A 12,599-nucleotide genomic window follows, 5' to 3' on the forward strand; every position below is an offset into this window, starting at 1 on the left:
GGATTATTTTAAGTTAATGTGAGTAAGGTTTGGTACATATGATATGTACTTCTTTTTGTGGTTTTAGGAAGTTTAAAAGGGGGAATGAATTTCTTGAGGAAATCATTTAATCAAAAAATTAAAAAGTTAAGTAGTAGTTTAATAGTTGTATTACTAATATGTATGAATTTTTTAATCCACTTACCATTTAAAGCAGAGGCAGCTACAACAGAATTAAAAGGTTTAGGTGATGTATCTTATTACAATGCCATCATTTTTGGAGATCATAGTGCAACGAGTGCGGATATTGAAGGTGCGATGGCTGTTCAGAAAAATATGAACGCATCAAGTTATACAGTCGTAGCGGCTGCAACTGGAGCAAATAACTTAGCTGGAGCAACTTGGGTAGATGAAGGATATCCATCATTATTACTAGGCGGTCAATTTACGAAAGCGGGAGCAGGACAAGTAATTATTCAAGATGGAACAGTGGCGATGACAAAAGACGGTGACCCAGATGGCGCAATGAAAACATCATATGACCGCATCTCTTATAAAGAGCAAGCGGAGATTGATGCTAAGTTTAAAGAATTTAGAAAAGACGTTGATGGTGTAATCGGGGATGCAAGTAAACTACAGACTGATAAGCCAAAACCTAATATGAGCTTTGGCATCGGTGAAGATTTAAATAACCCTAATATTTATGTCTCTTCAGGCCAAACTGGAAAGAAAACATTTGATGTAAAAGACGTTTTTCTTCCGAATGTAGAGAATAAAGACTTTATTGTTATTTATTCAGATGCAGAAGAAGTGAGTTTTGGTGGCGGTGCAATTTTGTATGATACAAGAAATACTGGGATGGCGACGGATTTAATTAATACATCTCAAGCATACGATCCTAATTCATCTTTTACTGAGTTAGCTAGTAAGGTAATTTGGGTATTTCCTAATGCTACAAAGATAACAACTAAAGGTTATGGTGTAGTAGGTAGTGTGTTTGCACCTAATGCAGTTGTAGAAACAAAAGGTGGTTCTATTAATGGACAAGCCTATGTTGGAGGATTACACCAAAGAGATGGTTTTGAGGTTCATAACTTTAAATTTAACTGGCCAAAGTGGAATAAACCAGCAGTTGAAAAAGGACATTTACAAATTAAAAAAGTTGATGAAAAAGATGAAAATATTGTTTTAAAAGACGCAAAATTTGATGTTATAGACAAAGATAATAACGTTGTGGCTACTGTTACAACAAACGAAAAGGGTATTGCGGAAGTTAAAGATTTACCACTTGGTGACTATTTTGTAAAAGAAATAAATGCACCAGAAGGATATATAAAAGTTGATACACCAGTCAAAGTAACAATTGATAATACAAACGTAATTGAACTTGTTATGAAGAATACGAAAAAAGTAGAGAATGGCCAATTTAAATTATTGAAAAAAGATAGTGAATCTGGTCAACTTCTACCAGGTGCAAAATTTGATGTTATCGATAAAGATGGGAAAGTTGTGGAAACAATTGTTACAGATGATAAAGGTGAAGCCTTATCGAAACAACTTCCAGTTGGAAGCTATACATTAAACGAAGTAGAAGCACCGAAAGGATATGAATTATCATCTAGTTCAGTTTCTGTTAATGTAGAGGCTAATAAAGTAGTGACTGTAGATGTGGTGAATAAAAAGATCCCCGAAAAAGTAACAGGTCAATTTGAAATTGTGAAAGTAGATGCGGAAGATAAAACGAAAGTATTATCAGATGCAGAATTCGAAGTGTATAAAGATGGTAAAAAAGTAGATACGTTACGAACAGATAAAACTGGTAAAGTAGTTTCTCAGAAATTAGAACCAGGAACATACACATTAAAAGAAACAAAAGCACCACAAGGATATAAATTGCTAAAAGAAGAAATTGAAGTCGTTGTGGAAGCGGACAAAGTAGTAGAAGTACAAGTAGAAAATGCAAAAGAACTAGGAAGCTTACAAGTAATCAAAAAGGATGCAGAAAGTGGAAAAGTTCTAGCAGGTGCGGAATTTAAATTAAAGAACGAAGCTGGTCAAGTAGTTGGAGAAGCGAAAACAACGAATAAAGACGGTGTTGTAAAATTCGAAAACTTAGTGCCAGGAAAGTACACGTTAGAGGAAACGAAAGCGCCGGAAGGTTATAAGGCGTTAGAAGTAACAGTAGAAGTAAACGTTGTAGCGAACGAAGTAGTAAAACAAGAAGTTACGAATGAAAAAGTAACAGGTCAATTCGAAATCGTGAAAGTAGATGCGAATGATAAAACGGAATTGTTATCAGGTGCAGAATTCGAAGTGTATAAAGATGGTAAAAAGGTAGCGGAACTGAAAACAGATGAGAGTGGAAAAGTGATGTCACCAAAATTACCGCTAGGTGAATACACAGTGAAAGAAACGAAAGCACCAGCGGGCTACAAGCTTTCAAATAAAGAATGGAAAGTAACAATTCAAAACGAGAAAGAAGTAGTAAAAGTAGAGGCAGAAAACGAAAAAATCTTAGGTTCTCTACAAATTATTAAAATGGATGATAAAGATCAAACGAAACGCTTAGCAGGCGCAGAATTTACATTGAAAGATGCGAAAGGAAATGTTGTAAAAGAAGGAATTACAACAGATAAGTCTGGAACGGTTAAAGTAGACGGACTTGTGCCAGGGGAATATACGTTAGAAGAAACAAAAGCACCAGAAGGTTATGAGTTAACAAAACAAATAATTCATGTAACAGTTGACGGTGAAAAAGTTGTTGATGTAAAAGTAACGAACAGTAAGAGTCTTGGTCAATTCGAAATTGTAAAAGTAGATGCGGAAGATAAAACGAAAGTATTATCAGACGCAGAATTCGAAGTGTATAAAGATGGTAAAAAAGTAGATACGTTACGAACAGATAAAACTGGTAAAGTAGTTTCACAGAAATTAGAACCAGGAAAGTACACATTAAAAGAAACGAAAGCACCACAAGGATATAAATTGCTAAAAGAAGAAATTGAAGTCGTTGTGGAAGCAGACAAAGTAGTAGAAGTACAAATAGAAAACGCAAAAGAACTAGGAAGCTTACAAGTAATCAAAAAGGATGCAGAGAGTGGAAAAGTTCTAGCGGGTGCGGAATTTAAATTAAAGAACGAAGCTGATCAAGTAGTTGGAGAAGCGAAAACAACGAATAAAGACGGTGTTGTGAAATTCGAAAGCTTAGTGCCAGGAAAGTATACGTTAGAAGAAACGAAAGCACCGGAAGGTTATAAAGCGTTAGAAGTAACAGTAGAAGTAAATGTTGTAGCAAATGAAGTAGTAAAACAAGAAGTTATGAATGAAAAAGTGAAAGAAGAAATTACAGGTCAATTAGAAATTACAAAGGTAGACGCTAATAATACAAATAAAATATTAGCAGGCGCAGTGTTTGAAATTTGGAAAGACGGAACAAAAATCGACACATTAACAACAAATAAGAGCGGTAAAGCGACTTCTAAGAAGTTAGAACCAGGAGATTACACTTTAAAAGAAATCCAAGCGCCAGAAGGATATACTTTATCCGATAAGGAAATGAAATTTACGATTTCTAATGAAAAAATTGAATTTGTAAAACTTCAAATTACAAATAAAAAAGATACAGAAAAAGGTCCGGAAAAACCAGGTGAAGGAACAGAAAAACCAGGTGAAGGAACAGAAAAACCAGGTGAAGGAACAGAAAAACCAGGTGAAGGAACAGAAAAGCCGGGTGAAGGAACAGAAAAGCCGGGTGAAGGAACAGAGAAGCCAGGTGAAGGAACAGAGAAGCCAGGTGAAGGAACAGAGAAGCCAGGTGAAGGAACAGAAAAGCCAGATGAAGGAACAGAGAAGCCGGGTGAAGGAACAGAAAAACCAGGTGAGGGAGTAGAAAAACCTAATTTACCAGAAAAAGGACAAGGTTCTTCTAATAATCAACAACTTCCAGCTACAGGACACAATACGAATTACGTTCCATTCATCGGTTTTATGCTTCTGCTATTAGGCATACGTTTAAGATTCATGGCTAAAAATAGCTAAAAGATGTATAAAAGGCATCAGAGATATATAATCTCTGATGCCTTTTAAGTGAATACAGATAAAATGAAAATATCTATATGGAATGATAAATATGTTAAGCTTCAATTACGCTAAGCATTCTGTTTATAAATGCAGCTGCGTGTGCACGTTGTGATGGTCCTTTTGGTACGAATTGATTAAATTCATTACCTTTTACAATTCCATATCCATACACTCTTTGTACTTCTTCTTTAGCGTAAATTAAGTTTTGGTCTACGAATGGTAGTTCAACTTGTTTTGCAAAAATACCAGCGTGTTTTAGAGAACGATCGATCATAATAACAGCTTCTTCGCGTGTAATTGTAGTATTTGGATCAAATGTATTATCACCACGTCCGCGGATTATACCTGCGCTTGCTGCACGATTAATACCGTCTCTTAACGATGGGTGTACTTGTTCTAAGTCTGTGAAATTAGCATTTCCACTTGGTAATTGTAAAGCACGAGTAATTAGTGTAGCAAATTCAGCACGCGTTACAAGACGTTCTGGGAAGTACTTGCCGTTCCCTTCTCCTTGCATAATGCCTCTAGCTGCTAATTGACGAATGTCTTGTTCATACCATCCACCTGTAATGTCATCAGTTACGGGATTTTTTTGATTTTCCTTATAGTATGTTTCAGTTCCTTTTAAGAAAGCATCCCATTGTCCGCGTTGAATCATAAACGCAGGGCAGTTTTTTCCTGACCAAAATTGGTGTTTTTGGACCTTATCTAGAGAAATATTTAAGTCGTTCATTAAATAAGCTGCCAATTTACGGGCATTTTCTACCGCTTTTTCATAGTTTCCATCTTGATTAACGGCAATTTCAATTCCGATAGATTCATAGTTTCCAGTTTTATTTCCAGCATGCCATCCAACTTCATTTACTGGAAGATGTTGATAAATTTCTTTATCATCTACTGTGAAATGCCAAGATGCGGCGCGATCAGTTGTTCCGCGTGCTTGATTATCTAAGAATTTTGCATGATTTAGAGCATTGGCACCCTTCGCTGTATTAGCTGTTTCGTGAATCGTAATATATTTAGGTACCATCGGGTAGCCAGGGCGAATATCGTCATTTCCTTTTGGGACAATCATTTCTTTAAATGTAACGCCATAAATATTGTTTGTTTGTAGAGCTTCTGGCGATCTCAATAAACTATTTTTAGCAGTACGACTGTTTTTTAATAATGAAGCTTTTGTACCTTCAAATGTAGCAGAAGGTGCATAAATCCATTTTGTTGTTTCATTTATTTGGACTTTAAACCAATTTCCAGCTTGTTCAGTAGGAGTTATGACTTGTGGCTGTAGTTTCCCTTCTTCTTTAAATGATTGGAACGGAAGGGCATGTATGGAAGCTTCTTCTTTTACGATTAATTTTTGATTAGATAGTTTATGAATCTCTTGAACTTCTAAGCTATTATCATTGTTATCTATCCATCCAGCGCCAGTTGGCGTCGTTATGTAATAAGCATTTCCTTTTTTCTTTGTCGCCGTTACGACTTGTTCTGTAATCTCGATATTCGATTTGTTTTTTAAATCATTCGCGGTATATAATGAATGTTTTTTTGAAGTGTATAGTAGGAATTGACCAGTAACCTCGATATCTTCTTCATGAGTACTATGCTCATTAACATGCTCTTTAATACTTTTAAAAACTTGATCTTCCGTATATACTTCAGCGGATTTTTCAGCACTCTCTGCAAATGAATAAGTAGGTGCAAGAACAGTTTGTAATGCAAGAGAGAGAGTTAAAACACTATAAAATTTCTTTTTCATATTTTTTTTAACACATTAGATTATGGAATCTAGTGTTAACATTCCTCCTTTTTATATTGTATTTTCACTATGTATCGATTTTAGTACTAATAAATTTTAACAAGAGAAAATGATGATGTCTATATACAGGAGCGATATTCATAAAAAGAATTATTTGAAAAAATGTAAGAGAAACAGGTAAAACCTTCTGTATTGACCTGTAAACGCCCTTCAAGTAAACTAAAGAGAGTTTGCAAATGAAAAGGTGATAATGTTGTTAATTTCAATTAAAACGTTACAAGATGATCGTTTTTTACGTCCGCTACAAAATATTGGCGGCTTATTTTTTGAAGATAGTACGATTGGATTTGAACAAGAGGAAGCAAATCTTATCGTTGATATACACATTGAGGATAATGTGAAAGCATCCGCTCAATTAACGGATGTTAGCACAGGAAATGTGTATGAAGAAACATTCTCGAAAGATTTATCTGCTTTCACAGATGAAAAAGAGCGTATGAAGCAAGTGAAACACGTTGTTTCTTATGTATATCTTTCTGTTCTTCAGCAGTTAACTGGTATTGAACAAAGCTGGGGTATTTTAACGGGAGTACGTCCGACGAAACTTCTTCATAAAATGCTTCAAAATGGTATGTCAAAAGAAGAAGCGCATCAAGAGCTTCGTGAAAGTTATTTAATTCATGAAGAGAAAATTGAACTTCTTCAGCGCATTGTTGATTGCCAATTAGCAGTTGTTCCGGATTTATACCGTTTGAAAGAAGAAGTAAGTATTTATATCGGTATTCCGTTCTGCCCAACGAAATGTGCATATTGTACATTCCCGGCTTATGCGATTAATGGACGCCAAGGCTCTGTTGATTCGTTCTTAGGTGGTTTACATTATGAAGTTCGTGAAATTGGTAAGTTTTTAAAAGAAAAAGGTGTAAAAGTTACGACGATTTATTACGGCGGAGGTACACCTACAAGTATTACAGCAGAAGAGATGGATATGCTGTATGAAGAAATGTATGAAGCGTTCCCAGATGTGAAAAATGTGCGTGAAGTAACAGTTGAGGCAGGTCGCCCAGATACAATTACGCCAGCAAAGCTAGAAGTGTTAAATAAATGGAACATTGACCGTATTAGTATTAATCCGCAGTCATACCATCAAGAGACACTAAAAGCAATTGGACGTCATCATACTGTAGAAGAAACAATTGAGAAATACCATTTAGCTCGTGAAATGGGAATGAACAATATTAATATGGACTTAATTATTGGTCTTCCTGGTGAAGGGTTAGATATCTTCAAACATACGTTAGATGAAACAGAAAAGTTAATGCCAGAATCATTAACAGTTCATACGTTATCATTTAAACGTGCTTCTGAAATGACGCAAAACAAACGTAAATATAAAGTAGCAGGTCGCGAAGAAATTACAGCGATGATGCACGAAGCAGAAGAGTGGACGCAAAAGCATAATTACGTACCATATTACCTATATCGTCAAAAGAATATTTTAGGTAACTTAGAGAACGTTGGTTATGCAATGCCGACGCAAGAAAGTATTTACAACATTGTCATTATGGAAGAAGTACAATCAATTATCGGACTTGGCTGTGGTGCATCAAGTAAATTTGTTCATCCGAAGACGGGAGCAATTACTCACTTCGCAAATCCGAAAGATCCAAAATCATATAACGATGGCTTCGTAAAATATACAGAAGATAAACTGAAAATTTTAGAAGAGCTATTTGCATAAGAAGAAAGAGGTTGTTCCGAGTTGGAACAACCTCTTTTTATCCTGCAGTAACGGGCGGTCCGATTATATCTTGTCAGTTTTTGTCGGTAAGTCGATATATTCGAAAAATCGTTGATATAATTCGAGTTGCGCTGATATATTTTGAAAATCGTTGATATATTTCAAGTTACGGTCGATATATCTGGAAAATCGTCGATATAATTTCATTTACCGTTTAGCGGCACCGTATGTAAAACTATGTCGATAATAATCAGAAAAATTAGTCAAATCATTAAAGGACAATGTCTACTTATGGACGAAATGATAGATTTATGAAAGAGAAAAGGGGGAAATTGTTGGCATGTACATGACGATAGGGAGAATTTTTGATTTATCAGTTGGTAAGTATCCGAATAAAGAGGCGTTAGTGGAACCTGAAAAGAATATTCGCTGGACGTATAAACAGTGGGATGAACAAATAAATAAAACGGCGCACGCTCTATTAGAAGACGGAGTAAGAAAGGGAGATACTATATCTGTTTACTTATATAATTGCCGTGAATTTGTAAACGTTTACTTAGCCTGTGCAAAAATCGGAGCGATCTTTAACCCGATTAATTTCCGCTTAAAAGCAAAAGAAGTATCTTATATTCTTCAGGACGCATCCTCGAAAGTCGTTGTCTTTGAAAAAGCAGTTGAGTCAACTGTTGCTATAATTGAAAGAGATTTTCCAAATACATCTTTTTGGTCTATAGAAAACGATAAACCTTCCTATGCAAGTTCCTACCATGAAAAAGTGAATGCAGCATCTTCTGAGAAAGTAAATATCGAAATTGATGAAATGGATTATTGTTCAATGCTTTATACGAGCGGTACGACAGGTCATCCGAAAGGCGTATTACATCGTCATCGTGAAATGACTGAGCATAGTATGATTTGTACGTATTTCCTTAAATATAATAGAGATAGTGTAGGGCTTGTTGTGGCGCCTTTATATCACTGTGGTGAATTAAATGCCGGAATCATACCACGCATTCAAGTTGGTGGAAAGAATGTTATTTTGCATCATTTTGATACAGAAACAGTATTACATACGATTCAAGAAGAAAAGATTACGACGTTCTTTGCAGCGCCGACAATGTGGAATATGTTGTTGCAAAAAGATTTAGCTCAGTATGATTTAACTTCGATGAAGATTGGTATATACGGCGGAGCAGCAATGGCACCGGCGTTAGTGAAGGAATGTAAAGAACGTCTTTATATTGATCTTGTTCAAATATACGGAATGACAGAAATGGGGCCAGTTGTTGCGTTTCTCGTAGAGGAGGATCAAATTACGAAAGCTGGTTCAGCAGGCACGCCATGCTTTAGCCATGAAGTTCGTATTGTGAAACCGAACGAGGATGCACCGGCAGAACCAGAGGATGTATTACCTCCTTATGAAGTGGGAGAAATTATTTTGCGCGGCCCAACTATGATGGCTGGCTATCATAATCGTGAAGAAGCGAATAAAAAATCGATGTATAAAGGATGGTATCATTCTGGTGATCTAGGCTATTTTGATAAAGACGGTTATTTATTGGTTGCTGATCGCGTTGATGATATGGTAATTAGCGGTGGCGTAAATATTTATCCTCGTGAAATTGAAGATTTCCTTCATAGTCATCCTGGTATATTAGATGTGGCGGTACTTGGTGAGCCAGACGAATTATGGGGAGAGCGTGTTGTGGCAGTTATTGTGAAGAAAGATGAAACAATAACAGAAGCTGATTTAGAAACGTATTGCAAAGAAAGTGATGAACTAGCAGATTATAAACGTCCGCGTCATTATTTATTTGTAGATGAACTTCCGCGTAATGCGAGCGGGAAGTTGCAGAAATTTGTGCTGAGGGAGTCGTTGAAAGGTGCGAAAAAATAAAAAATGAAGGATGCCCCATATCTATGGGGTATCCTTCATTTTTCTATATTAAACAGAAGAAACAATATCTTTGTTAATTCTCATTTCTTCTTGGTGAAGGTTAATTAGCGCATTTGAAATAAGGTGGAAAAACAAAGTGGATGTAATACAAAAAGAAAAGGCACCCTAAGGTGCCTCTCTTCGACTTGAACCATTTCATTTCATACGAATCTATCCGTATTACCATTACCCCTTTGTTATGAGTGTAAACACATACTATAAAGCAGAATCGTCTATATACACTAGATTGTTAGTTCACAAAAGACAAGAGATTTGAGATCAATATTGAAGTGACGCCACATCCCCTATAATAATTGATATGTTACGCCTTTTAAAAGAAGCTGCTTTATAGAACGTGCCCACAAGTTATATTTTACTACATGTAATATTCATTTAGTGTATTTTTTGGTGAATATGTATAATTACATAAACTGTATGAAAAAAAGAGAGTATACTCTGATATTGTGTGATAAAGATAAAGCCCGCCTACGGAATAGGGGGCTTTTCTTACTTTTTATAAATATTTATTCCAATTATATTATCAGATGAGTCTAAACGAATATAAACGTCATCTGATAAAAGGTGTGCATTATATATTCTTTGTTTATATGTTGATATCTCGAAGCGTTTTCCATTTAATTCACATTCTAGAATAATCATATCGCCATGTTCTTTCCAATTTATTAATTTAGCAGTTGTATTCATATAAACCTCCTCTGAATCATTTTATGAAAATTAGTAGAGATAGTGTGAGAAAGGAGTTTATATAACAAAAAAAGACACCTTAAGTGTCTTCTTTGATTACTATAAAAGTCGTTGGATGAAATAGGTTTCTATTTTTATTTACGTGAAAACCCTTCTTCATCAAGGTATTCCGCAGCTTCTGGATAAGAGTTGAATGTACCGTCTAAGTTTACACCAGCGTACACGTTCCACATGTCATCCTCTGAAATAAGAGTAAGAATATGACCATCTTCGTTCTGCCATTCTTCTTCTTTCGCAGGTTCTACAGGTGCTACTACTTCTTCTTGTGATAGAAGGTCAATTGATTTCTCAATTACTGAACGTAACTCCTCTGCTGAAAACTCACGGATGTTAACCATACCTTTATCATCCGTTTTGTAACCTTTAATACCGCTTGCATACACAAATCCATTTCCATTTGGGTGTAAATGAAATACAACGTTCTTTTTATCTAAACGACTTTCTTCAAAGTGGAAGTTTACACGTTTTAATGATACGTTCTTTCTTTCTAGTTCTGGGAAAGATTCAATAATCGATAATTTTTCTTCAAAAGTTAGCATATTGCCTCCAAGTATATAGTAAAAGATTTAATTTGTTCATTATAGCATAGTTGCAATTGTTTCCAAAGATAAGGGGAAAACTTTTCGTTGAATACGTTTACGTCACGAGAATGTAAAAAGTGAGCTAACGAATGTATCTTTTTAGGTGTACAATGGAACATGGACTTTATACAAAGGTGGTTTTTTTATGTTTCAAAAAATAGCAAAGGAATGTTTAGCAGGATTTACTGTTGCGATTGTTGCGTTACCACTTGCGATTGCGTTTGGTATTGCCGCGACAGGAACGTCTGAGGGAGCGCTTGTTGGATTGTATGGTGCGATTTTTGCAGGTTTATTCGCAGCGTTATTTGGCGGGACACCTGGGCAAGTAACAGGGCCAACTGGACCGATTACCGTTATTGCAACAGGAGTTATTGCGACGCACGGGTTAGAGGCAAGTTTTATTGCCTTTATGATGGCAGGATTATTTCAAATTTTATTCGGTGTATGTAAGCTCGGTTCTTACGTTCGATATATTCCGTATCCTGTCGTTTCAGGATTTATGAATGGTATTGCATTAATCATTATTTTAGGCGAAATAAAACACGTACAAAATAGTTTTCTACTTGTTGTGTTAACGATTATTGTAATGATTGTTTCTGGCAAATGGATTAAGGCGATTCCGTCTAGTTTAGTAGCACTAGTCGGTGTGACAGCTTTGCTTCCTTTATTTTCTTCTCTACTCGAAGGACTTACAGTAAAGTTACCGATTATCGGAAATCTTTCACTAAATAAAGTAATTGAAAAGATTGGAACCATTCCAGAAGCGATGCCTACGCTTCATATTCCATCTTTAAGTGGAACAGGAATAGCAGCACTTATTTTACCAGCGCTTAGTATTGCTTTATTAGGATCGATTGACTCGTTGTTAACATCGGTCGTAATGGATAATGTGACAGGTACACGTCATAAAAGTAATAAAGAGCTCGTTGGACAAGGTATCGGTAATATGATGAGCGGATTGTTTGGCGGATTAGCAGGTGCAGGTGCGACTGTAAGGTCTATCGTGAATATAAGAAGTGGCGGTAAAACGGCACTTTCGGCATGTATGCATAGTGTTATCTTATTTATTTTTATTATGGGTCTTGGTTCGGTCGTACAATATATTCCACTTGCTGTATTATCAGGTATTTTAATTTTAACTGGTATTGGAATGTTCGATTGGGGAAGCATGAAAAAGATGCATGTCGCTCCTAAAGGTGATGTCGTTGTTATGCTCGTAACGATGATTGTAACGGTGAAGTTCGATTTAATGATTGCTGTTGCCTTCGGTATTATTCTTTCGTTCATCATATATATGGTGAAATGTAAAGAACGTAAAACTTCTATCGTAAAAGAAAAAGAAGAAACGTACACAATTCAAGGGCCGCTCTCTTTCCTATCAGTAGATCGTATTTTCTCTACTTTACAAGATGTGAAGTCACCGGTTGTTTTACGTATGAAAGATGTGCGTTATATGGATGTATCAGGAGCTATGGCATTATTAAATTTTGTTGAGCAATCAAATAAAGTAGGAGCAAGTGTAAAGCTTGAGCAAGTACATCCGAGTATTGAAAAAACAATCGCAGTAATGGCAAGCGATGAACAGAAAGAGCAATTGAAAATCTTAAGTGTTTAGATAGTAATTAGAATATCTCACAATTTTACATAAATTATAATGTAGAGTTGTGGGATGTTTTTATAATGTTTTTAGTAATATGTATCGCAGTGACAGAGAGGAAGGGCTCTTTTGGCGTAACAGAAACGCTTATAGTGTGTACATAT

At 35.7% G+C, this 12,599-nt stretch carries 7 protein-coding genes; 4 read left to right on the forward strand and 3 right to left on the reverse strand.

Annotated elements, in window-relative coordinates:
* The first annotated feature begins 93 nt into the window (after nt 1-93).
* Complete coding sequence (locus NST27_RS04495) at nt 94-4,017, forward strand: SpaA isopeptide-forming pilin-related protein (protein WP_001232046.1); 3,924 nt, start codon at nt 94-96, stop codon at nt 4,015-4,017.
* Between the two features lie 94 nt (nt 4,018-4,111).
* On the opposite strand, the gene NST27_RS04500 is transcribed toward NST27_RS04495, so the two are convergent.
* Nucleotides 4,112-5,815 (reverse strand): S-layer homology domain-containing protein, encoded by a 1,704-nt coding sequence (locus tag NST27_RS04500; RefSeq protein WP_061661913.1) that lies wholly within the window; start codon nt 5,813-5,815, stop codon nt 4,112-4,114.
* A gap of 250 nt (nt 5,816-6,065) precedes the next feature.
* Here NST27_RS04500 and NST27_RS04505 point away from each other — a divergent pair, with 250 nt between their 5' ends.
* Together NST27_RS04505 and NST27_RS04510 are read left to right on the forward strand one after the other, a co-directional pair.
* On the forward strand, nt 6,066-7,556 hold the full coding sequence (locus NST27_RS04505) for a coproporphyrinogen III oxidase (RefSeq protein ID WP_002164625.1): 1,491 nt from the start codon (nt 6,066-6,068) through the stop codon (nt 7,554-7,556).
* A gap of 340 nt (nt 7,557-7,896) precedes the next feature.
* Complete coding sequence (locus NST27_RS04510; RefSeq protein ID WP_047385673.1) at nt 7,897-9,453, forward strand: fatty acid--CoA ligase; 1,557 nt, start codon at nt 7,897-7,899, stop codon at nt 9,451-9,453.
* Between the two features lie 546 nt (nt 9,454-9,999).
* Here the strand turns inward: NST27_RS04510 and NST27_RS04515 are convergent.
* Nucleotides 10,000-10,197: a hypothetical protein gene (locus NST27_RS04515; protein ID WP_001098260.1), complete on the reverse strand. Its 198-nt coding sequence runs from the start codon at nt 10,195-10,197 to the stop codon at nt 10,000-10,002.
* Between the two features lie 134 nt (nt 10,198-10,331).
* On the reverse strand, nt 10,332-10,796 hold the full coding sequence (locus NST27_RS04520; protein WP_000954998.1) for a hypothetical protein: 465 nt from the start codon (nt 10,794-10,796) through the stop codon (nt 10,332-10,334).
* Between the two features lie 187 nt (nt 10,797-10,983).
* Here NST27_RS04520 and NST27_RS04525 point away from each other — a divergent pair, with 187 nt between their 5' ends.
* Nucleotides 10,984-12,453: a SulP family inorganic anion transporter gene (locus NST27_RS04525; RefSeq protein ID WP_000486654.1), complete on the forward strand. Its 1,470-nt coding sequence runs from the start codon at nt 10,984-10,986 to the stop codon at nt 12,451-12,453.
* Nucleotides 12,454-12,599: the final 146 nt, after the last annotated feature.

Source organism: Bacillus sp. FSL W8-0770, from assembly GCF_038008705.1.
Lineage (GTDB): Bacteria > Bacillota > Bacilli > Bacillales > Bacillaceae_G > Bacillus_A > Bacillus_A cereus.

Bases quoted from the DNA above. Each gene is read 5' to 3' on its own strand.
- NST27_RS04500 (WP_061661913.1), bottom strand. From the start codon at position 5,815: ATGAAAAAGAAATTTTATAGTGTTTTAACTCTCTCTCTTGCATTACAA.
- NST27_RS04505 (WP_002164625.1), top strand. From the start codon at position 6,066: ATGTTGTTAATTTCAATTAAAACGTTACAAGATGATCGTTTTTTACGT.
- NST27_RS04510 (WP_047385673.1), top strand. From the start codon at position 7,897: ATGTACATGACGATAGGGAGAATTTTTGATTTATCAGTTGGTAAGTAT.
- NST27_RS04515 (WP_001098260.1), bottom strand. From the start codon at position 10,197: ATGAATACAACTGCTAAATTAATAAATTGGAAAGAACATGGCGATATG.
- NST27_RS04520 (WP_000954998.1), bottom strand. From the start codon at position 10,796: ATGCTAACTTTTGAAGAAAAATTATCGATTATTGAATCTTTCCCAGAA.
- NST27_RS04525 (WP_000486654.1), top strand. From the start codon at position 10,984: ATGTTTCAAAAAATAGCAAAGGAATGTTTAGCAGGATTTACTGTTGCG.